The organism is Streptomyces sp. NPDC014891 (assembly GCF_043081085.1).
Lineage (GTDB): Bacteria > Actinomycetota > Actinomycetes > Streptomycetales > Streptomycetaceae > Streptomyces.
In genome coordinates, this window is sequence record NZ_JBIBWF010000006.1 from 25,045 (window position 1) to 46,767 (window position 21,723).

Sequence of the window (21,723 nt, forward strand, 5' to 3'; positions counted from 1 at the left end):
GGCGGGGCCGCGGGGCGCCCTCACGCGCGCGGTGGCGCGTGGAAGGGCAGACCCGCGTCGGCCGCGATCTCCAGGTCGTCGCCCTGCGGCGGCGGCAGGAGGGTCGCGGAGCCGTCGCTGACCGGGACGACCCCGAGGTCGAGGAGTTCCGCCATGGCGGCCGAGCCGGCCATGTCGCGGACCTGGAGCTGGTAGCGGGCGGTGGTGCGGTAGGAGCCGCCGCCCTCGTCGCCGGTGCGCTGGAGGAAGCCGGAGTCGGTGAGGAAGGCGGCGGCCTTGCCGACGATGCCGGTGGTGGATCCGGCGAGGCGGCGGGCGTCCTTCGTGGCGCCGGTGGCGCTGCGGCGGGCGTAGATCCGCCAGGCGGCCTCCAGGCCGGGGGCGTCGGACGCCGGGTCGGTGTTCTCGCCCTGCTCCTCCGCGCGCTGCTCCAGCCGGTGGCACGCCTGGCGGACGAACGCGTCCACGCCGTTGACGGTGAGCCGGCCGATGTACGCGTCGTCCGCGAGGTCCTCGGGCCGGGGGAAGGCCATGGCGGCGACGGCGAGGTGGGCCAGGCCGTGCAGGAAGCGGTCGGCGGAGTCGGTGGAGGCGCGGCGCGCGTAGTCGCCCATGCGGACGGCGAAGACGGAGTCCTCGTCGGCGGTGACGGCCATCCCCGCGCGCGGGGACACCTCCAGGACGATCAGTCCGAGGCCGGTCGCGACGGCGTCCGCGAGCCGCGCGAAGGCGGGGTCCTCGCGGTAGCGGCGGAGCAGCTCCGCGTACTCCGCGTCGCGGGCGGGGAGCAGCTTGGGCTGGAGGCCGAAGGAGACGAGGCGGGCCGCGTCGGAGGCGTCGGCGGGGGTGACGCCGCCGCCCGTGGGGGCGGCCGGGGGCTGCGGGGGCTCCGGCTCGCCCCACGCGTCGGCGTACTCGGCGTGGGTGTCGCTCACGGCTGGGGCTCCTCGGTACGGCTCTCGGTCGGTGGGGGGACTGCGGGGGCGGTGGGGCGGGGTACGGGCAGCGGGACCGGGGTGACCGCCGCCGGGCGCTCTCCGGCGCCGGGGTGGGCGGCGGGTGCGCTCCCGGGGTCCGCGAGGCGTACGGGACGCACGGACGGGGTGCCGGTGCGCCGGTCGGGCGTCACGCGGGCCGGCGGGGGCACCGCCACGACGCCGAAACGGGGCGGTCTGCCGGGCGTGCTCGGGGTCGGGGCGTCCGTTCCGGTCCGCCCCGGAGTCGGGGCGTCGACCCGGACGGGGCGGAGTCGCGGGCCGGGGGCGGTGGCGTCCGGCTCGCGGGGCTGCGGCGCGGTCCCGGACTCCGGGGCCGGCCGCGGCTCGCCGGTCGGCTCGGGCTCCTGGTGCTGAGCCGGCCCGGCCTCGGGCTCCCGCGCCTGCGTCGGCCCGGCCTCGGGCTCCCCGTCCTGCGTCGGCTCCGGTCCGGCCGCGCGGGGCGGTGGTCCCGGCAGGCGGGGCGCGGCGGGCGGGGTGTGCGCGTCGCGGGCCTCCGTGAGGCCGGAGGCGGCGGCGTCCAGCACGGCGCGGTCGACGTCGGCGGCGTTCGCCGCGTCGGCACCGGCTGCGGCACCGTCCAGGGGCGCGGCGTCCACGACGACGGCGCTCACGACGGCGGCGTCCGAGGAGGCGCCACCCACGACGACAGCGTCCCCCACCGTGCGGTCCACGGGCGCGGCTTCCCCGGCTGCCTTCTCCTCGGAGGTGAGGACGGCCGTCGGGACGGGCGGGACGAGGGTCACGAGGCCTCCGTGCGGCCGGCGGCCATGCCCGCGGCGTCGAGCAGGGCCGTACCGACGACGAGGTCGGCGCCGCCGAACTCGGGGTCGTCGAGCGGGGTCCCGTCGTCGACGGCGAAGAGCAGGCGCTCCTCGCCCTGGCGGTAGGCCGTGCCGACCGGCGGGCTCGCCGCGTGGACCGCGAGGAGGGCCACGAGGTACGGCAGGTCGGCGTCGAGCTCGCGGGCCTCGGCCAGCAGACCGGAGAGGCGCCGGGGCGCGTCGTGCTCCAGGTCGAGCAGGCGCATGGCGTTCGCGAGCTGCTCCTCGCTGAAGCGGGAGTCGTCCGGGGTGGCGATGAGGTCGGGCTCGGGCATCTCGGCGCCGAGGTGCTCGCGCTCCACGGGCGGGGTCAGGAGCAGGTCGACCAGGTCGCCGAGGCGGACCGAGGCCGGGGTCCGCAGGCCGGTGCCGCGGGCGAAGAACGCGTCGGTGACCCGGGCGGCCTGCTCGACGGGGAGCGGCAGGGTCGGCGCCACCAGCTGCCCGTACAGGTCGAGGCCGGTGTACGACGTGGGCGCGGCGAAGGCCTGCCGGTCCTGCTCGGCGCGGAAGAGGGGCCCGGCGTCCAGGAGGCGGGACTGGAGCTGGGTGTGGCGCCGGATGCAGTCCTTCACTATGTCCACGAGCTCGGCGGCGCGCCGCTTGTGCTCGGCCGTCTTCGCGTCGGACGCGGCCTCGGCCTCGTCACGGGCCTTGCGGATGTTGGTGAGGATCGCGTTCTCGTGGCGGTAGCGGTCGGCGACGTGGTCGAGCGCCTCGGCGATCATGTCCGGCACGGTCTGGAGCCAGTCCACCGCGCGGACGTTGCGCCGGGTGGCCTCCAGGGTCTTGCGGAGCGTCTCGGCGTACTGGACGGTCCGGTACCGGGCCTGCTCGGCGGCGAGCTGGGCGTCGGCGAGGCGGCCCCGGTTGATGAGGACCTCCAGCTTCACCTCGGCGGCGATCTGGGCGCTGGTGACGTCGGTGTCGAGCGCGCCGACCAGGACGTTGACCGCCTCGTCGGTGGTCCGGAGGTAGACGCCGCCGCCGTATCCCGGGACCTCCTCGATGAGTTTGAAGTCGTAGTCCCTGCGGACGTAGACGCCGTCGGTGCCGAAGGTGCCGTAGACGGCGCGGAAGCCGCGGTCGACGCTGCCGACGTTGATCAGGTTCTCCAGGACCCAGCGGGCCACGCGCTCGTGCTCGGCGGCGGGGCGGTCGGGGGCCTGGGCGGCGACGCGGGGCAGCAGCCGGGCGACGATCTGCTCGTGGTCGGCGCCGGTGTCGAAGTCCATGTTCAGCGTGATGAGGTCGATGGCCGAGAGGGCCACCTCCGCCATCGCGTAGACCGTGTACTCCCCCGCCAGGTTCGCCTTGCGGGCGTCCAGGTCGTGCAGGGGGGCGGTGCACGCGAGCGCGCGGAGGCGCCGCGCGAGCCCTTCGTCGGCGGCCGGGCCCTGCGCGGGCCGCGGCCCCGCGCTGAGCTGGGGCGGAGCGAGGTCCGTCGAGGCAGGCGAAGTCACGGTGGACAGATTAGGTCCTCGAACTGACAACGGTCGAAACGGCGCAGATGCGACCGGCCTCTCCCCGGGCTCCGGGCGGTCGGGCCGGCGGCTCCGGCGGTCAGCCCCGCGGGGCCTTCGGGGCGTCGACGGCCCGGGCGTACGCGGCGGCGACCCGGTCGCGGGAGTCGTCGAGGTAGCGGGCGAGGAGCCGCTCGGCCGTCGTCCGGTCCCCGGCCCGCAGGGCGTCCAGGATCTCGCGGTTCCGCGCCAGGAACGGCTCGTGCAGGGAGCGCGGGTCGTCGACCATGTGGAACGCGAGGCGGAGCTCGGCGAGGACGCCCCGCATCAGCTCGTCGGTGCGGGCGCTGCCCGCCAGGGCGACAAGCTCGCGGTGGAAACGGATGTCGGCCGTGGCGGCGCCGGGCCAGTCGCCCACGAGCGCGGCGCGTTCGCCGTCCGCGACGGCTGCGGAGAGGGCGCCGAGGGCGTACGGGGGCCGGCCGAGGCCGCGGACGACGGCGCACTCGACGAGGCGGCGGGTCCGGTGGATGTCGTCCACGTCGTCGACCGCGAGGACCCGGACGAAGACGCCCCGGTTCAGCTCGTGGACGAGCAGGCGCTCGCGGGAGAGCAGCCGGAAGGACTCCCTGAGGGTGTTGCGGGACACGCCGAGCGCGCCCGCGATGCCCTCCTCGGAGAGCCGGGTGCCGGGCGGGAAGTACCCCTCGGCCACCCGGTTCCGCAGGATGTCCGCGACCCGCTCCGCCGTGCTGGTGCGGCCGAGCAGCGCACGGTCGTCGGCAAGGTCTCCGGCTTCGCTCGCGGTCACGGCGCTCCTTGTCGGATCGTTCAACAATCCTCTACCTTGACGGCATCGTACGGTCCCCGTGCCGCGCCCCGGCACTCCCCCTGCTGCGAGGTGCAGATGCGCACGCCCCCGGACCAGAGCCCGGCCGAGGCCCTGATCGACCTCAACGCCGACCTCGGCGAGGGCTTCGGACGCTGGACGCTCACCGACGACGAGCAGCTCCTGTCCGTGGTGACGAGTGCCAACGTCGCGTGCGGCTTCCACGCCGGGGACGCGGCGACCATGCGGCGGGTCTGCGAGCTCGCCGCCGCGCGCGGGGTGCGGATCGGGGCCCAGGTCTCCTACCGGGACCTGGCGGGCTTCGGGCGGCGCTCGATGGACGTGCCCGCGGCGGAGCTGGCCGCCGAGGTCGCGTACCAGATCGGCGCCCTCCAGGTCTTCGCACGCGCGGCGGGCGCGCGCGTGGCGTACGTGAAGCCGCACGGCGCGCTCTACAACCGGGTGGTCCGGGACGCGGAGCAGGCGGCGGCGGTGGTCGAGGGCGTGCTGCTCGCGGACCGCACCCTGCCGGTCCTCGGGCTGCCCGGTTCGCGGCTGCACGAGGCCGCGGCGGAGGCCGGACTGCCGGTCGTGCCCGAGGCCTTCGGGGACCGGGCCTACCGGGCCGACGGCACGCTGGTGCCGCGCGGGCGGGCGGGGGCGGTCGTCAGCGATCCGGAGGCGGTGGTGGAGCGTTCGGTGGCCCTGGCCCGGTTCGGCGTGGTCACCGCGGACTGCGGGAGTTCCGTCGCGGTGCGGGCCCGGTCGCTGTGCCTGCACGGCGACACCCCGGGCGCGGTGGACCTCGCCCGGCGGGTGCGGGAGCGGCTGACGGAGGCCGGCGTGCGGGTGGAGGCCTTCGCATGAGCGCGGCCGCCCCGCGCGTGCTGCGCGTGGGCGAGCGGGCCCTGCTGGTGGAGCTCGCCGGGGGTGAGGAGGCGGAGGCCTTCCACGCCGAGCTGCTGCGTCGGCGGGCGGCCGGTGCGCTGCCCCCGGTCTGCGAGATCGTGCCGGCGGCGCGCACGGTGCTGCTCGACGGGGTGGCGGAGCCGGACCGGCTCGCGGCCGAGCTGACGGGCTGGGAGGTGGCGCCGCTCCCCGCGCGCGTGGGCGGGGCGGTGGAGCTGCCGGTCCGCTACGGCGGACCCGACCTCGCCGAGGTCGCCGCGCTGTGGGGCGTGTCGGTCGAGGCGGCGGTACGGATCCACACGGCGACCGAGTTCCGGGTCGCGTTCTGCGGCTTCGCCCCGGGCTTCGGCTATCTGACGGGGCTCGGCGAGCGGTACGCGGTGCCGAGGCGGTCCACCCCGCGCACGCACGTCCCGGCCGGCTCGGTCGCGCTGGCGGGACCGTACACGGGCGTGTACCCGCGTTCCTCCCCCGGCGGCTGGCAGCTGATCGGCACGACCGACGCGGTCCTCTGGGACAGCGCGCGGGAGCCGGCCGCGCTGCTGGTCCCCGGCACCCGGGTCCGCTTCACCGCGGACGACACCCCGGGCTTCGGTGCGGACGGCACCCCGGCAGGGGGCGGACGATGACCGACCGGGCCGTCGTCGTGGTCCGGGCCGGTGCCCTGACCACCGTGCAGGACCTGGGGCGTACCGGCTACGCGCATCTCGGGGTGCCCCGCTCGGGCGCCCTCGACCCGTCGGCCGCCCGCCTCGTCAACCGGCTCGTCGGCAACCCGGAGGCCGCGGCCGTCCTGGAGACCACCGTCGACGGCTGCGCGCTGCTCCCCCGCTGCGCGGTCACCGTGGCCGTGGGCGGCGCGCCCTGCCCGGTACGGGTGGACGGGCGTCCGGCCGCCTGGGGCAGGGCGGTACGCGTCCCCGCCGGATCGGTCCTGGAGGTCGGCGCGGCCACGCACGGGCTGCGCGCGTACGTGGCGTTCGGCGGCGGGGTCGACGTCGAACCGGTCCTCGGGAGCCGCTCCACCGACCTGCTGTCCGGGCTCGGTCCGGCGCCGCTGGCGGAGGAGACGGTCCTGCCCCTGGGGCCGGACGCGGCGGCGCGCTCGGCGGAACGCGGTGCGGCCGACGCGCCCCCGTGGCCCGGCCCGCCCGGGGAGCTGGTCCTGCGGGTCCGGCTCGGGCCGCGCGAGGACTGGTTCACGGCGGCGGCGCTGCGCACCCTGACCACGCGCGCGTACCGCGTGTCCCCCACCGGCAACCGCATCGGACTGCGGCTCGACGGACCGGTCCTGGAGCGGGCCCGCCACGACGAGCCGGCCAGCGAGGGCATGGTCCTGGGCGCGGTCCAGGTGCCGCCCGACGGGCGGCCCGTGGTGTTCCTCGCCGACCACCCGACGACCGGGGGCTATCCGGTGGTCGGGGTGGTGCGGGAGGCGGACCTGGGCGCGGCGGCGCAGGCCGTGCCGGGGACTCCGGTCCGGTTCGTACGGGTGCGCTGAGGGCGCCCGGCCGCCGCGGCGGGGTCGGGCCGGGGGGAGCCGTTCCGGCCGTCACTCCTCCGCGGGCGGCGGGCCGTAGCCGCCGCCTCCGGGTGTGCGGAGGACGAGGACGTCGTCGGGCCCCACCTCGGTGGTGGCCGCGCCGCCGAGGTGCTCGACGCTTCCGTCCGCGCGTTCCACCAGGTTCTCGCCGAGAGCTCCCGGTTCACCGCCCGCCATGCCGTACGGGGGGACCCTGCGGTGTCCGGTGAGGAGGGCCACCGTCATCGGCTCCAGGAACCGGATGCGGCGCTCCACCCCGTGGCCGCCCCGCCAGCGGCCGCGGCCGCCGCCGTCCTCCCGTACCGCGAAGGCGTCCACCCTGACCGGGTGGCGCCACTCCAGGACCTCGGGGTCGGTGAGCCGGGAGTTGGTCATGTGGGTCTGGACGGCGTCGGCGCCGTCGAATCCCTCGCCCGCGCCGGAGCCGCTCGCGACCGTCTCGTAGTACTGCGTGCGCGCGTTGCCGAAGGTGACGTTGTTCATGGTGCCGGAGCCCTCGGCCTGGACGCCCAGGGCCGCGTACAGCGCTCCCGTGACGGCCTGGGAGGTCTCGACGTTGCCCGCGACGGTGGCGGCGGGCGGTTCGGGGGCGAGCATGGAGCGGGGCGGGACGCGGACCTCCAGGGGCTCCAGGCAGCCGCTGTTGAGCGGGATGTCCTCGTCGACGAGGGTCCGGAAGACGTAGAGGACGGCGGCCAGGACGACGGCCGTGGGCGCGTTGGCGTTCCCCGGCAGCTGTGCGGAGGTGCCGGTGAAGTCGAGGACGGCGGAGCGCCGTTCGCGGTCCACGCGGACGGCGACCCGGATGACGGCGCCGTCGTCGGTCTCGTAGCGGTACGCGCCGTCGTCGAGGCGGGCGACGATGCGGCGCACGGACTCCTCGGCGTTGGCGCGGACGTGCCGCATGTAGGCCTGGACGGCGTCGAGGCCGAACTCGTCGACGGCCCGGCCGAGTTCCTCGATGCCCTTCTCGTTGGCGGCGATCTGGGCGCGGAGGTCGGCGAGGTTGGTGTCCGGATCGCGGGAGGGGTGGGCGGCGCCGGTCAGCAGGGCCCGGGTCTCCGCCTCGCGCAGGTGTCCGTCCCGCACCAGCAGCCAGTTGTCGAAGAGGACGCCCTCCTCGTCGAGGGTCCGGCTGAAGGCGGGCATGGAGCCGGGGGTGATGCCGCCGATCTCGGCGTGGTGTCCGCGGGAGGCGACGAGGAAGCGGAGTTCGGTGCCCGCGTCGTCGAAGACGGGGGTCACGACCGTGACGTCGGGCAGGTGGGTGCCGCCGTGGTACGGGTCGTTGATCGCGTACACGTCGCCGGGGCGCAGGTCGGCGCCGCGGCGACGCAGGACCTCCTTGATGGACTCGCCCATGGAGCCGAGGTGGACGGGGATGTGCGGTGCGTTGGCGACGAGGTTGCCCGCGGCGTCGAAGAGCGCGCAGGAGAAGTCGAGTCGTTCCTTGATGTTGACGGACTGGGAGGTGTTCTCCAGGCGGACGCCCATCTGCTCGGCGATCGCCATGAAGAGGTTGTTGAAGACCTCCAGGAGGACGGGGTCGACGTCGGTGCCCGCGGCCACGCGCGCGGTGCGGGGGGCGACGCGGCGCAGGAGCAGGTGGCCGGTGCCGGTCGCCGCGGCCCGCCAGCCGCTGTCGACGACGGTGGTGGCGTCGGGCTCGGCGACGATCGCCGGCCCGTCCACGGTGTCGCCGGGCCGCAGGTCGGCGCGCCGGTGCAGGGCGGCGTCACGGGGTGTTCCGGCACTGAACATCCGGACGGTGACGGGTGTGGGCGCGGGCCCGTCCGCGGGGTCGTGCGGGTCGCCCGCGGAGTCGTGCGGGTCGTCCGCGGAGTCGGCGTGGACCGGTCCGTGCGGTCCCGCCCGGCCGACGGCCTCCACCGACACCGCCTCGACGACGAGCGGCCGGTCCAGGGTGAAGGCGTACCGCGTGCGGTGCAGCGCCGTGAACGCGGCCTTCATGGCGTCGGGGGACGCGAGGTCGACCTGGAGGCTCGCGTCGGTGCCCGCGTAGCGCAGGAGTACGCGCGCGTGGGTCGTGATCGCCTCGTCGGGCAGCCCGTCGGCGCGCAGCTCTGCGCGCGTGCCGTCGGCGAGTTCGGCGCAGAGGGCCGCCACGCGCGCGTGCAGTCCGGGGGTGTCGAGCCCGGCCTCGACGGACCGCTCCCGCATGGCGGTCGCGTCGGCGAGTCCGATGCCGTACGCCGAGAGCACGCCGGCGAGCGGGGGCACGAGCACGGTGTCGACGCCCAGGGCGTCGGCGACGGCGCAGGCGTGCTGGCCGCCCGCGCCGCCGAAGCTGGTCAGGGCGTACCGGGTGATGTCGTGGCCGCGCTGGACGGAGATCCTCTTGACCGCGTTGGCCATGTCGAGGACGGCGATCTCCAGGAACCCCGCGGCGACCTCCTCGGGGGTGCGGCCGCCGCCGACCTCCTGGGCGAGGGCCGTGAACCGCTCCCTCGCGATGTCGGCGTCGAGGGGCAGGTCGCCGCTCTCGCCGAACACGGCGGGGAAGTGGGCGGGCTGGACGCGGCCGAGCATGACGTTGGCGTCGGTGACCGTGAGGGGGCCGCCCCGGCGGTAGCAGGCGGGACCGGGCACGGCGCCCGCGGAGTCGGGGCCGACGCGGTAGCGGCGTCCGTCGAAGTGCAGAACGGAGCCGCCGCCCGCCGCGACGGTGTGGATGCTCATCATCGGCGCCCGCATCCGCACCCCGGCCACCTGGGTGCCGAGTTCCCGCTCGAAGGCGCCCGCGTAGTGCGAGACGTCGGTGGAGGTGCCGCCCATGTCGAGGCCGACGACCCGGTCGTGGCCGGCGAGGGCCGCGGTGCGGGCCATCCCGACGACGCCGCCCGCGGGCCCGGACAGGACGGCGTCCTTGCCCCGGAAGTGCGCGGCCTCGCGCAGTCCGCCGTTGGACTGCATGAACATGAGGCGGATTCCCGCGAGTTCGCGGGCGACCTCGTCGACGTACCGGCGGAGGATCGGCGAGAGGTAGGCGTCGACGACCGTGGTGTCCCCGCGCGGGACGAACTTGATGAGCGGGCTCACCTCGTGGGAGGCGCTGACCTGCGTGAAGCCCGTCGCGCGCGCGAGGGACGCGACCCGGGCCTCGTGCGCCGGATGGCGGTATCCGTGCATGAGGACGACCGCGGCCGACCGGAGCCCGTCGCGGTGGGCGGCGGCGAGCGCCTCGGTGACGGCCGGCTCGTCGAGGGGGCGGACGACGCGGCCGTGGGCGTCGACCCGCTCGGGAACCTCGACCACGCGCGCGTAGACCGCTTCGGGAAGCACGATGCGGCGGTCGAACAGCCGGGGCCGGTTCTGGTAGGCGATGCGGAGCGCGTCCCGGAACCCCTCGGTGACGAGGAGGAGCGTCGGCTCGCCGCGCCGCTCCAGGAGGGCGTTGGTGGCGACCGTGGTGCCCATCTTGACGACGGCGATCCGGTCGGCCGGCACGGGATCGCCGGGCCGGAGGCCGAGGACGAGGCGGATTCCGGCCACGGCGGCGTCGTGGTGGCGGGCGGGGTCGTGGGAGAGCACCTTGCGGGTGACGAGCCGGCCGTCGGGCCGGCGGCCCACGACGTCGGTGAAGGTTCCGCCCCGGTCGACCCAGAACTCCCAGCGCCCGTTCATCTCCCCATTGTGGCCGTGAGGGCGGCGGCGAGGGCGGTGTCGGCGCGCGCGTCGAGGGGTGACGGGCCGGTGCCGTCCGCCCAGTGGCGCAGTTCCGCGCCGGCGAGCAGCAGCAGCTGCGGGAGCAGGTCGTGGCTGCGCCGCAGGAGCCATCCGGTGCCCGCCGTGGCGAGCCAGAGCGCGGTGTCCGCACGGCTCGGCGGCGGCTGGACCGGCTCCGGCGCGGGCGGGACGCCGTGGGCGAGTGCCCGGTCGGCGAGGAGCCGGTGGAAGCCCCTGGCGACGGCCCGGTGACCGCGCTCGCCGGGGTGCAGCCGGTCGGCGCTCCAGAGCGCCCGGTCCTCCGTCCACCGGTCGGCGGCCAGGTGCAGGTGGACGGCCCCGTACCGGTCGGACAGGGCGTGCACGACGGCGTTGACGGACCGCTGGCGGCGGGCGAGCGGACGGGCCAGCGGGGGCGGCAGACCCAGCATCCGGCCGGGGTCGGGCAGGCAGGCGGTCAGGAGGACGGCTCCGGCGGCGTCGAGGTCGGCGCAGACGCGGCCCAGGTCGCGGGCGAGGGCCCCGATGTCGAAGCTGCGGCGCAGGGTGTCGTTCACGCCGACGACGACCGAGGCCAGGTGCGGCCGGAAGGCAAGGGCGCGCGCGGCCTGGCGGTGTGCCACGTCGCCGCTGAGGGCACCGCCGGCGGCGAGGTTCAGGAGCGCCGTGTCCCGCCGCTCGGCCGTGAGACCGTCGGCGAGCAGCCGTGCCCATCCCCGCCAGGCCCCGTCCACCCGGTCGCCGACGCCTTCGCTGAGCGAGTCGCCGAGCACGGCGAACCTGACGGCGCCGGGCGGGGCCGGCCGCGGGCGGGGCGGTGTGCACGCGGGCGTGGCCGGGACGGGCGGGTGGGCCGGGCCCCGGACCGCGGGGCCGGGGGCGGCGGGGCTCGGCACGACAGGGCCCGGGACGACGGGGTCCGGGACGACGGGGTCCGCGGCGGTCCGGGCTCGGACGGCGCCCGGGGCGGCCGTCCGGTCCGGGGTCATCGCCGTGCCTCCTCGGGGAGGCGTGCCCCGGCGGCCGGGAGGGCGTCGTGGGCCGCGAGGAAGGCGGTGACGGAGCGCTCCCAGGTGAAGGCCTCCGCACGCGCGCGTGCGGCGCGGCGGCGGGCGTCCTCCGGCGCCGCGAGCAGACCCCGTACGGCGGAGGCGAAGGCCCCGGGGGTGTCCACGGCGGCTGCGCCCGCGGCGCCGACGACCTCCGGGAGCGCGGAGGACGCGCTGACGACGACCGGCGTCCCGCAGGCGAGGGCCTCCAGGGCGGAGAGACCGAACGTCTCGGCCGGCCCCGGGGCCAGGCACACGTCGGCCGCCGCCTGGAGGTCCGCCAGGGCGTCCCGGTCGGCGACGTGCCCCAGGAACCGCACCGGGAGCCGGTGCTCCCGTGCCCGCCGTTCCAGGGCCCCCTTCAGCGGCCCGTCGCCCGCGACGACCAGCGCGGCCGCCACGCCGGCGCTCCGGAGCTCGGCGAGGGTGTCCAGGGCGGCTCCGGGCCGCTTCTCGACCGAGAGGCGCGAGCAGAGGAGGAGCAGCACCTGCTCTCCGTCCGCGTACCGGGCGCGGAGCAGGGCGCTGTGGCGGCCGGGGCGGCAGCGGTCCAGGTCCACGCCGAGCGGGGCCCGTACGACGTTGCGCGCCCCGATCCGGAGGAACTCCCGCTCAGCCCACGCGGTGGTGCAGACGATCCGGGCGAACGCCCAGGCCGTGCGGCGGTTGAGCCGGTCCGCGGCGCGGGCCGCGACGGGGGCCGGCACGCCCCAGGTGCGCAGCACGCCTTCCGCGGTCTCATGGGAGACCATCACCGAGGGCACGCGGGCGCGTCGCGCCCACTCCCCCGTCCACCGCAGGGTCGTGCGGTCGGAGACCTCGATCCGGTCCGGCGCGAGGTCTTCGAGGAGGCGGCGCACCAGGCGCCGGTCGGCGAGGACCCGGTAGCCGCCGGTGCCGGGCAGTACCGGGCCGGGCAGGGTGATGACGCGGCCCTGCGCGGTGCGGACGTCGCTCGCGCGCTCCCCCGGGATGACGAGGACCGGTTCGTGACCGGCCTCGCGGTAGCCGCGGCCGAGCCGGTCGAGTGCGGTGCGGAGGCCGCCCGACGTGGGGGTGACGAAGTTCGCGAGCCGCACGATGCGGAGCCCGCCGCCGTGCCGCCCGCGGACCGGGCCGACGCCACCGGCAGCGTGGACCGGGCCGACGCCCCTGCCGTCCTGGACCGGGCCGACGCCCCCGTCCCGGACCGGGCGGACCGTCACACCGTCGTGAACGGCACCCGACGGCCCGCCGCTGTGAACCGGATCAACGCGCGTTCCCTGGTGAACGGGGTCGGCGCAGGACCGCTCCCCGCCCTTCTTGACGTGTTCGACGCTCATGCCGCCACCGCCGTGCGCTCCCGCAGGACCTCCGCGTAGTGACCGATCAGTTCGTCCCCGAGCGCCTCCCAGGTACGGCCCTCGACGGCGGCGCGCCCGGCCCTGCCGTACGCGGCGCGCCGTGCGGGTGACGCGGCGAGGCCGGCGACGGCCGTGCGCAGGGCCTCCGGGTCTCCCGGGGGCACGAGGAGCCCGGTGCGCCCGTGGTCGACCAGGTCGAGCGGGCCCCCGGCCGCCGGGGCGACGACCGGGAGACCGCTCGCCATGGCCTCCTGGACCGTCTGGCAGAAGGTCTCGAACGGGCCGGTGTGGGCGAACAGGTCGAACGAGGCGAAGATCCGGGCGAGGTCGTCGCCGGTGCGGCGGCCGAGGAACCGGGCGTCCGGCAGGGCGCCGCGCAGCGCGGGCCCGCTCGGGCCGTCCCCGACGATCACCAGCCGTACGCCGGGGAGGCTCCCCGCTCCGGCAAGGAGGTCCACGCGCTTCTCCGGGGCGAGGCGGCCCACGTAGCCGACGAGGAGCTCGCCGTTCGGGGCGAGCTCCCGGCGCAGGGCGTCGTCACGCAGCTCCGGGCGGAAGCGGACGGTGTCCACCCCGCGGCCCCAGAGCCGGATGCGGCCGATGCCGTGAGCCGCCAGGTCGCGGGCCGCGGCGGAGGACGGGGCGAGGGTGCGGTCGGCGGCCCCGTGGACGGCGCGGAGGCGGCGCCATGCGGTGCTCTCCCCCGTGCCCACGTAGGTGCGGGCGTATCCGGCGAGATCGGTCTGGTAGACGGCGACGGCGGGGATGCCGAGGCGGGCGGCGGCGGTCATGCCGCGCACCCCGAGGACGAACGGTCCGGCAAGGTGCACGAGGTCGGCGCGGTGGGCGGCGATGGCCGCGGCGACGCGGCGGCTGGGCAGGGCGACGCGTACCTGGGGATAGCCGGGGAGCGGGAGCGACGGCACCCGGACGACGGCGCAGGGGGCGTCGGCGTCCGCAGCCGGGTCGGCGACGGCGGGGGCGATGACGAGCGGGGTGTGGCCCCGCCGGACGAGGTGGCGCGCGGTCTGCAGGGCGCAGTGCGCCACACCGTTGACGTCGGGAGGGAAGGATTCGGTGACGATGACGACACGCATACGGGTGTTGTCGTCGCGTTCGGCGTGTCCCCGACAACGTCGATCTGGACGGGGAGGGAACGTCCCATGAGCGTTTCGCGCGGGCCGTCCGGACGACCGGGGGCCGGAGCGTTTCGCGCGGGCCCCGCGGACGACCGGGGGCCGCGCGTCGGAGGCGTCGCAGCGATAAGCCGTGCCGGGGGCCGCACGACGGGGGCGGCGTCGCGGCGATAAGCCGTGCCGGGGGCCTCCGAAGGCCGGCACGATCGGGCCGCCGCTGGGAGGGACCACGCCGGGGGCCTCGCGCCCCGCGGTCCTTCGCTGGTCCGGCCGCGCCGCAGGCCGGCGGCCCCGGGGCGCCGTCGCAGTGGCCCTCCGCACGCGTGGAGCCCGCCGCAGACGTACGCGCGCAGGCGCAGCCGTACATCCCGGGCGCAGCCCTACCGCTTACGGCCGCGGCCGTGGGCTCCGTCGGCCATGGGCGGCGCCGCCATCCGTTCGTCCCGGAGTCCGGCCGTACGTCTCCGTCTCCCACCGGTTCTCCGGGGCGGGGCCTCGCGCGGCGGCTTCTCCGCCGGGGGCCGCGCCGCCCCGGAGCCGGGTGGCGGGGACGACCGGGCCGGCCGGGGGGCCGGGCGCCGGGCGGGGCGGGTCAGACCTGGAGGTCGGGCCCTATGCGGTTGCGTACCGCGGTCTGGACCTCGGCCTCCTCGGCCGGGTCCGCCGCGAGGCGGCGCAATCGCTCGGCGACGCGCACGTCACCGGTCTCGGCGTGCAGGGCCGCCACCTCGCGGGTGGTCTCCTCGCAGTCCCAGAGGCATTCGACGGCGAAGCCGGTCGCGAAGGTGGGGTCGGTGGCCGCGAGGGCGCGGGCCACGCGCCCGCGGAGCTGGGACGAGGCCGTCTCGCGGTAGACGTGGCGCAGCACGGGGGCCGCGCAGGCGATGCCGAGCCGGCCCGCGCCGTCCACGAGGCCGCCGAGCGCGGGCGCGTCGGGGCCTTCCGCCTGGATGGTGCCGCGGAGCGCGCCGAGGACGGAGGGGGAGTCCTGGGCGGTGCCGCGGCAGGCGAGCACATCGGCGGCGGCGGCGCCGAGGGCGTCGGTCCGGCGGACCCACGCGCGGGCGCGGGCGACGGCGTCCTCGCCGCACATGCGGCGGTACGCGGCGATCGCGGCGTCGGCGGCCTCGGCGGAGTCGCCGTCGGCGGCCGCCTCGACGAGGTCGAGGACGGCGGGGTCCCGTGACTCGGCGAGGTGGTGCAGCGCCGCGCCCCGGGCGCCCACGGAGCCGTGGCGGGCGGCGGCGAGCAGTTCGGGCCGGTCCTCGGGGCCAGCGACGGCGGTGAGGCAGCGGGCGGCGGGCCCGTGGAGCACGGCTCCACGCTCGTAGCCCTCCTGCGCCCAGTCGAGGACGGCGCGGACGCTCCAGCCGGGGCGGGGTCCGGCCGGACGCATCTGGCGCTGCCAGCGGTCGAAGGAGCCCTGTTCCTGGGCGGCCCTGACCCGGGCGCCGACGGCGTCGCGCTGGTCCTCGGCCCACAGGCGCCAGGGCCGGGGCTCGAAGGCGTCGCGGACGACCCCGGCCAGCTCGGCGTCGCCCTCGGCGTCGGCCGGGAAGCGGGCCAGCACCGGGGCGGCGAGGGCGCGGAGGCCGGCGTCGTCGTCGCGGAGCGCCAGCTCGTCCAGGGCCCAGGCCCAGTTGGTGCCGGTCGCCGCGTACCGCCGGAGCAGCAGCAGGGCGTCCTGGCGTCCGTAGGACGCGAGGTGCCCGAGGACGGCGAGCGCGAGCCCGGTCCGGGACTCCTCGGTGTCGAGGACGTCCTCGGCGCCGAAGAGGTGCGCCTCGATCTCGTCGAGACCTCCGTGGAGGTCCAGGTAGAGACGGGCGTAGTAGAGGGAGCGGTTCTCGACCTGCCAGTCGTGGCGGGGATCGGCGAGAACGCAGTGGTTGAGGGCCGCGAGGGCCTCGGCACGTGGCGCGGCGAGCGCGTGCAGGGTGCCGTCGCCGCGGCCCCGCTGCAGCAGGCCGAGCAGGGTGCCGCTCGGCGCTATGACTGGATCGAACATGGGGAGACGCCTCACATCAAGCTGTCGACACGACCGGGGGATACCGGGATGACCCGGGTCGGGCGGTACATCGCCCGTACGCCTAGGCCGTGCGCCGACATGTCGGGCCGCTCGTCGTCCATCGCCTGCCAGTGACCATCTTCCTCAGCCTCTCGTCGGTGGCCCGTTTTGCCGGGCCCGACGTCATGATGACCCACCCATTTCGCCACCGCGACCACATTTACGACGCCGCTCTCACCTGGGGTTCAGCGCCCGTTCACCGGGATCCGAAGAGTTCCAGGAGTTCGGCCTTGCCGAACATCCGCGCGGTGTCGACGGCGGACGGAGTCCCGGCTTCCGGATTCGCGCCGCCGTCGAGGAGGGCGCGGACGACGGCGTCCTCGCCCTTGAAGACGGCTCCGGCGAGCGGGGTCTGGCCGCGGTCGTTGGCCCGGTCGGCGTCGGCGCCGCGCGCGAGGAGCGCGGCGACCGCGGGGGCGTGCCCGTGGTAGGCGGCGAGCATGACGAGGGAGTCGCCCTTGTCGTTGGTGAGGTTCGCCGGGACCCCGGCGTCGACGTACGCGGCGAGCCCTTCGGCGTCCCCGGTGCGCGCGAGGCCGAAGACCTTGGACGCCAGCTCGATGACCTCGGGGTCCGGAGTCTCGCTCATCGGGTGGGCCCGCCCTTCTCATGTGTCGACGACGTGCGCACGGCAAGCGCGGCCGTACGAGTGAATCGACAGGGTACTGCCCGTTCAGTGACATGACCGCGCCCGGCCGAGGCAAACATCACCGCAGTCCGGAGTCGGCGGCTCCTCTAGCGCACGTCGGGCATTTCGCCACTCGACAGCTCGTTCGACGTCCGCCGGTCAAGTGAAAACACCAGCTTTTCACCCCAATGCACCTTTAGTCACATAGATACTTGCTGTGAACCTGGAAGGACTCATGGTGACTGTCCCCTCACCCAGGAGAACAACCAATGATCCTGTCCATCTCAGGCGTGGTCCTGCTCGGCATCATCTGCTTCCTGTTCTTCAAGAAGGACGGGATGAAGGCCTCGCACGCCCTCGTCAGCGCGCTGTTCGGCTTCTACCTCGCGGGTACGGCCATCGCCCCGAGCATCACGGCGGGCGGGCAGAGCCTCGCCGGTCTGCTGGGCGGGATCAAGTTCTGACGCCCCTCCGTCCCTTCCACCACCTCAGGAGTACTTCGTGGCCCGGCGACCACTCCCCCGCATTCTGAGCAGCGGCAGCGCACAGATCGCTCGCAGTCGAGAGATCGCGCGCACGGCCGCCGACAGCGCCACCGACGTGCTCCATCCACTGATCACGGTCTCCCGTGGTCTGCGGAAGCTGGCCGCGTCCGCGCGCGCCAGGTGGGCCGCGACCCCCAAGGAACGGCGTGGACCGACGCTGCTCCTGGTCGCGGCCTGCGTCCTGGTCGTCGCCCTGATGCCGTACGGGCCGCTCCTCGCGCTCGTCACACTCATGGCCGCGGCCGCGTGGAAGGGACGCGTGCGTCCCGTCGTCAGGACCGGTCCCGACGACGACGAGGTCGCACGGCTCAAGGGCCTGTACGAGGCCCTCGTCCCGTACTTCTCCGTCCCCGAGGACCCCGCCCCGCTCTTCACCCACGGAGGCGACTGGAGCGGTGCCCTCTCCGAGTACGCCTTCGACGAGGACGGGCGCCCCACCCGGCTTCGCATCGCCTACCCGCCGTACTTCGCCGACGGCGAGCCCGCCGCACGCGCGCGCATCGAGCAGCTGCTCCACGCCAAGTCCGGCCGCGGCCGCGAGTACCGCTTCGACTGGGACGAGGAGGGCAACCGGCTCGTCATGAGCGTGCTGCCCGCCCTGCCCACCACCATCGCCGCCCAGCGCTTCGTCACCGTGCCGGGCGAGACCGTCCTCGGCTTCACCGACGCGGACGCCGTGCAGCGGACCGTGCCCGTGGTCGCCTCCGAAGGCACCGAGGACGCACCGGCCGTCGTCTGGCGCACCGGCCCCCGCTCCACCGAGCCGCACCTGCTGGTGGTCGGCCAGCCGGGCAGCGGAACCACCTCGCTGCTGCGCTCGATCGCCCTCCAGGCCCTCCCCCACGGCGACGTCCTGATCGTCGAGGGCGGCGGCACCGGCGAGTACGCGTGCCTCGCCGGACGCGACGGGGTCCTCGCCGTCGAGTGCGGGCTCGCCGGTGCGCTGGCCACCCTGGAGTGGGCGGCGCACGAGACGGAGCGGCGGCTGATCGCCGCCAACCGGGCCCGCCAGGCGGGCCAGCCGGTCCCGGAGGACACCCGGCGACCGCTCTGGATCCTGCTCGACCGGCCGGGCGTGCTGGCCGACCTCGCCGCGGCCGACGGCCGCCCCGACCCGCAGGAGCTGCTCCAGGTGCCCCTGCGGCACGGGCGGGCCGCCCAGGTCACCGTGGTGGTCGCCGAGCAGTTCGACAGCACGGACACGCTCACCGAGGCGGTACGGAGCCACACCAGGGCCCGGATCGCGCTCGGCCCCGCCGCCGCCGACCAGATCGCCGCCGTCCTGGGCACCGAACCGCACACCACCCCGACCCCGCACGTCCCCGCGGGCCGCGGGTACGCCCGCCTCGGCGGCGGACCGGTGCTGCGCCTCCAGGTGCCGGCGACGCCCGACCCGTACGACGAGGAGACGAGCGAGGCGCACCGCCAGGCGGTGCTGGCCCTCCTCCCCGAGCGCCGGGCGGCGGCGACCATGGCGATCGAGAAGATCACCCTCAAGAGCCCCGAACCGGCCCCGGCACCCCGCGCCGAACCGGACCCCGGGCCCGCCCCGCTGCACGCCCCCGTCCCCGCGGAGGGCTGAGCGGCGCAACGCGCGCGTGAGGAGGCCGGTACGGACCCCGTCCGTACCGGCCTCCTCACCTGTGCGCCGCTGCTACGCCACGGCCGCCGCTACGCCACGAACGAGCGCGGGGGCTCGGTGCCCCCGCCCGCGCCCGACTCGACCAGCCGGGCCGCGGCCGCCAGCCGGACCGCGGCCTCGTCGGCGACCGGACCGCCCACCGTGAACGGCAGCCGGACGAAGCCCTCGAAGGCCCCGTCCACCCCGAACCGGGGACCCGAGGGGACCCGGACGCCGACCCGCTCCCCCGCCTCGGCCAGGCGCGAGCCGGAGAGGCCGCCGGTGCGGACCCAGAGGGTGAGCCCGCCGCGCGGCACCGAGAACTCCCACTCCGGGAGCTCCCTGCGGACGGCGGCGACGAGCGCGTCCCGGTTCTCCCGCGCCTGCTCCCGGCGGAGCGCCACGGCCTCCTCCCAGCCGCCGGTGCGCATCAGCCAGTTCACCCCGAGCTGTTCGAGCACAGGGGTGCCGAGGTCGGCGTAGGCGCGGGCGGCCACCAGGGAGCGGATGACGTCGGGCGCCGCGCGGACCCAGCCGATGCGCATGCCCGCCCAGAACGCCTTGCTCGCCGAGCCGACGGTGAGGACCGTGGAACCCGCCGGGTCGAAGGCGCAGACCGGCCGCGGCATCTCCACGTCGTCGTCCAGGTGGAGCTCGGCCATGGTCTCGTCGACGACGAGGACGGTGCCGGCCGAGCGGGCGGCGTCCACGAGCTGCCGGCGCTGGTCCTCGTCGGCGAGGGCCCCGGTCGGGTTGTGGAAGTCGGCCACCACGTACGCGAGACGGGGAGCCGCGTCCCGGAGCACCTGCCGCCAGCGGCCCAGGTCCCAGCTGCCGAGCCCCTCGGACATGGCGACGGGGACCAGCCGGGCCCCGGCCTCCCGCATCAGCTGGAGGATGTTCGCGTACGAAGGGGACTCGACGGCGATCCGCTCGCCCCGCCCCGCGAAGAGGTGGCAGATGGCGTCGATGGCCCCCATGGCGCCGGTCGTGACCATGATCTGCTCGGGCATCGTGGGGATGCCGCGGGCGGTGTACCGGTCGGCGAGCATCTGCCGCAGCGTGGGCAGCCCCGCCGGGTAGTCGCCGTGCGTGTGCGCGTACGGGGGCAGCTCCTCCAGGGCGCCCTGGACGCCGCGGGTGAGCCACGGCTCGGGCGCGGGCAGCGCCGCGCAGCCGAGGTCGATCATCGAACCGAGGGACTCCGGGGGCAGGGGTTCGAGGCCCCGCGCGGGCAGCGGGTTCCCCGCCGGCACCGCGGTCCAGCTGCCGGCACCCCGCCGCGACTCCAGGAAGCCCTCGGAGCGGAGCGCCTCGTAGGCCGCCGCCACCGTGGTGCGGCTGACGGTCAGGGCCAGGGCGAGTTCGCGCTCGGCGGGCAGCCGGGCGGCGACCGGGACCCGGCCCTCCAGGACGAGCAGGCGGATCCCGTCGGCCAGTGCGCGGTAGGCGGGCGGCTTCCGTGTCCCGGGCCCGGCGGGCCGCGCCTGCTGTGCCTGGAGCTGCCGGGCGAGCTGCGCCGGACCCACCGCCGAAGTCCACTGGGCCATCGAAATCAGTCCACCTTCGTCGAATTGGCCATGGTTGGCCTCTCTTCCCCCGCCACAGAGTGTCATGAGTCAGTCCACTACCACCACCCTGGGGGGAAGTCCCTTGTCCATCGCCTCCGGCCTCCACGGCCGGCACCTCACCCGTCGGCTGGTCCAGCTCTACGCGGGGCTGACGCTGTACGGGGTCAGCTCGGCCCTGCTGGTGCGCAGCGGTCTCGGCCTGGAGCCCTGGGGGGTACTCCACCAGGGCCTCGCCGAGAAGACGGGCCTGACCATCGGCGTGGTGTCGATCATCGTCGGGGCCGTGGTGCTGCTGCTGTGGATCCCGATCCGGCAGCGGCCGGGCCTCGGCACGGTGTCCAACGTGTTCGTGATCGGCGTGGCGATGGACGGCACCCTGGCGCTCGTCCCGGACGTGCACGGTCTGGCCGGTCGGATCCCGCTGCTCGCGGCCGGCATCGTCCTCAACGGGGTGGCGACCGGTCTGTACATCGCGGCGCGGTTCGGACCCGGCCCGCGCGACGGCCTGATGACCGGTCTGCACCGGCTCACGGGCCGGTCGATCCGGCTGGTGCGCACGGCGATCGAGGTGGCGGTGGTCGCCACCGGGTTTCTGCTCGGCGGCTCGGTCGGCGTCGGCACGGTGCTGTACGCGCTGGCCATCGGGCCCCTCGCACAGTTCTTCCTGCGCTGGTTCGCCGTTCCCGGGCCGGAATCCGGAAGCACCGCGGTCGCCCCCGCGCCACCGGAAGGCGCCATACTGCGGCGGTGACTCGCGTACGCCACCCCTACCTCGACCATCCCGCGCCCCTCCCGTTCGCCCACCGCGGCGGCACGGCGAACGGCCTGGAGAACACCGCGGCCGCCTTCCGCCGGGCCGCCTCCGCGGGCTACCGCTATTTCGAGACCGATGTGCACACGACGTCGGACGGGGCCCTGGTCGCCTTCCACGACGCGACCCTCGACCGCGTCACCGACACCTCGGGCCGGATCGCCGACCTGCCCTGGGCGGCGGTGCGGGAGGCCCGGGTGGCGGGCACGGAACCGCTGCCCCTCTTCGCCGACCTCCTCGACGAGTTCCCGGAGGCCCGCTGGAACGTGGACCTCAAGGCCGAGTCCGCCCTCTACCCGCTGGTGAACCTGATCCGGAAGAAGCGCGCCTGGGACCGGGTCTGCGTGGGCTCCTTCACCGAGGCCCGGGTCGTGCGGGCCCAGCGGATGGCGGGTCCCGCACTGGCCACCTCGTTCGGCGTCCGGGGGGTGATCGGGCTGCGGCTGCGCTCGCTCGGCATCCCGGCGGCGGTCCGGGCCGGAGCGGTCGCCGCCCAGGTGCCCGAGCGGCAGGGCGGCATACCCGTGGTGGACCGCCGCTTCGTCCGGGAGGCGCACGCGCGCGGGATCCAGGTCCACGTGTGGACCGTGAACGATCCGGCCCGGATGCACTCTCTCCTCGACCTGGGGGTCGATGGCATCATGACCGATCAACTGGAGACGCTGCGCTCGGTGCTGACCGAGCGGGGCGTGTGGGTCTGA

The 21,723-nt window shown here is 76.1% G+C and carries 18 protein-coding genes; 7 read left to right on the forward strand and 11 right to left on the reverse strand.

Annotated elements, in window-relative coordinates:
- Nucleotides 1-20: 20 nt before the first annotated feature.
- The 4 genes from ACF09E_RS18510 to ACF09E_RS18525 form a co-directional block, all read right to left on the reverse strand.
- Entirely contained in the window at nt 21-935 is a 915-nt protein-coding gene (locus tag ACF09E_RS18510; RefSeq protein ID WP_392206139.1) for a hypothetical protein, read from the reverse strand.
- Complete coding sequence (locus tag ACF09E_RS18515) at nt 932-1,741, reverse strand: hypothetical protein (RefSeq protein ID WP_392206140.1); 810 nt, start codon at nt 1,739-1,741, stop codon at nt 932-934. Before ACF09E_RS18515 ends, ACF09E_RS18510 begins: the two co-directional genes overlap by 4 nt.
- On the reverse strand, nt 1,738-3,282 hold the full coding sequence (locus ACF09E_RS18520; protein WP_361862487.1) for a hypothetical protein: 1,545 nt from the start codon (nt 3,280-3,282) through the stop codon (nt 1,738-1,740). The genes ACF09E_RS18515 and ACF09E_RS18520 overlap by 4 nt, the downstream gene beginning before the upstream one ends.
- 100 nt (nt 3,283-3,382) lie before the next feature.
- Nucleotides 3,383-4,093, reverse strand: a complete 711-nt coding sequence (locus ACF09E_RS18525; RefSeq protein ID WP_392206141.1) for a GntR family transcriptional regulator — start codon at nt 4,091-4,093, stop codon at nt 3,383-3,385.
- Nucleotides 4,094-4,189: 96 nt separating this feature from the next.
- Between ACF09E_RS18525 and ACF09E_RS18530 the strand changes: the two genes are divergently transcribed.
- From ACF09E_RS18530 to ACF09E_RS18540, 3 genes are read left to right on the forward strand one after another with little or no spacing between them, the layout of a single operon-like run.
- Nucleotides 4,190-4,978 carry a LamB/YcsF family protein gene (locus tag ACF09E_RS18530; protein ID WP_392206142.1) on the forward strand — a complete coding sequence of 263 codons (789 nt, stop codon included), beginning with the start codon at nt 4,190-4,192 and terminating at the stop codon, nt 4,976-4,978.
- Nucleotides 4,975-5,649: an allophanate hydrolase subunit 1 gene (locus tag ACF09E_RS18535; protein ID WP_392206143.1), complete on the forward strand. Its 675-nt coding sequence runs from the start codon at nt 4,975-4,977 to the stop codon at nt 5,647-5,649. The genes ACF09E_RS18530 and ACF09E_RS18535 overlap by 4 nt, the downstream gene beginning before the upstream one ends.
- Nucleotides 5,646-6,521: a biotin-dependent carboxyltransferase family protein gene (locus ACF09E_RS18540; RefSeq protein WP_392206144.1), complete on the forward strand. Its 876-nt coding sequence runs from the start codon at nt 5,646-5,648 to the stop codon at nt 6,519-6,521. The genes ACF09E_RS18535 and ACF09E_RS18540 overlap by 4 nt, the downstream gene beginning before the upstream one ends.
- Before the next feature lie 51 nt (nt 6,522-6,572).
- Here the strand turns inward: ACF09E_RS18540 and ACF09E_RS18545 are convergent, their stop codons facing one another.
- The 6 genes from ACF09E_RS18545 to ACF09E_RS18570 all read right to left on the reverse strand — a co-directional run bounded on the left by ACF09E_RS18545 (nt 6,573) and on the right by ACF09E_RS18570 (nt 16,435).
- On the reverse strand, nt 6,573-10,208 hold the full coding sequence (locus tag ACF09E_RS18545) for a hydantoinase B/oxoprolinase family protein (protein WP_392206145.1): 3,636 nt from the start codon (nt 10,206-10,208) through the stop codon (nt 6,573-6,575).
- Nucleotides 10,205-11,239, reverse strand: coding sequence for an SGNH/GDSL hydrolase family protein (locus ACF09E_RS18550; protein ID WP_392206146.1), 1,035 nt, complete (start codon nt 11,237-11,239; stop codon nt 10,205-10,207). Before ACF09E_RS18550 ends, ACF09E_RS18545 begins: the two co-directional genes overlap by 4 nt.
- A complete protein-coding gene (locus tag ACF09E_RS18555; protein ID WP_392206147.1) occupies nt 11,236-12,621 on the reverse strand; it encodes a glycosyltransferase in 1,386 nt (461 codons plus the stop codon). The genes ACF09E_RS18550 and ACF09E_RS18555 overlap by 4 nt, the downstream gene beginning before the upstream one ends.
- Nucleotides 12,618-13,739 carry a glycosyltransferase family 4 protein gene (locus ACF09E_RS18560; RefSeq protein ID WP_392206148.1) on the reverse strand — a complete coding sequence of 374 codons (1,122 nt, stop codon included), beginning with the start codon at nt 13,737-13,739 and terminating at the stop codon, nt 12,618-12,620. Before ACF09E_RS18560 ends, ACF09E_RS18555 begins: the two co-directional genes overlap by 4 nt.
- A gap of 631 nt (nt 13,740-14,370) precedes the next feature.
- Nucleotides 14,371-15,786: a HEAT repeat domain-containing protein gene (locus ACF09E_RS18565; RefSeq protein ID WP_392206149.1), complete on the reverse strand. Its 1,416-nt coding sequence runs from the start codon at nt 15,784-15,786 to the stop codon at nt 14,371-14,373.
- 256 nt (nt 15,787-16,042) lie between these two features.
- Nucleotides 16,043-16,435, reverse strand: coding sequence for an ankyrin repeat domain-containing protein (locus tag ACF09E_RS18570; protein WP_392206150.1), 393 nt, complete (start codon nt 16,433-16,435; stop codon nt 16,043-16,045).
- Between the two features lie 308 nt (nt 16,436-16,743).
- Between ACF09E_RS18570 and ACF09E_RS18575 the strand changes: the two genes are divergently transcribed.
- Nucleotides 16,744-16,938, forward strand: coding sequence for a hypothetical protein (locus ACF09E_RS18575; RefSeq protein ID WP_015032212.1), 195 nt, complete (start codon nt 16,744-16,746; stop codon nt 16,936-16,938).
- Nucleotides 16,939-16,975: 37 nt separating this feature from the next.
- Complete coding sequence (locus ACF09E_RS18580; RefSeq protein WP_392206151.1) at nt 16,976-18,601, forward strand: hypothetical protein; 1,626 nt, start codon at nt 16,976-16,978, stop codon at nt 18,599-18,601.
- An 89-nt stretch (nt 18,602-18,690) separates the two neighbouring features.
- On the opposite strand, the gene ACF09E_RS18585 is transcribed toward ACF09E_RS18580, so the two are convergent.
- Nucleotides 18,691-20,190, reverse strand: coding sequence for a PLP-dependent aminotransferase family protein (locus ACF09E_RS18585; protein WP_392206152.1), 1,500 nt, complete (start codon nt 20,188-20,190; stop codon nt 18,691-18,693).
- Between the two features lie 64 nt (nt 20,191-20,254).
- Between ACF09E_RS18585 and ACF09E_RS18590 the strand changes: the two genes are divergently transcribed.
- Both ACF09E_RS18590 and ACF09E_RS18595 read left to right on the forward strand, forming a co-directional pair.
- A complete protein-coding gene (locus tag ACF09E_RS18590) occupies nt 20,255-20,962 on the forward strand; it encodes a YitT family protein (RefSeq protein WP_392206153.1) in 708 nt (235 codons plus the stop codon).
- The gene (locus ACF09E_RS18595) at nt 20,959-21,723 is read left to right on the forward strand and encodes a glycerophosphodiester phosphodiesterase family protein (RefSeq protein WP_392206154.1); all 765 of its coding nucleotides are present in this window, start codon (nt 20,959-20,961) and stop codon (nt 21,721-21,723) included. The genes ACF09E_RS18590 and ACF09E_RS18595 overlap by 4 nt, the downstream gene beginning before the upstream one ends.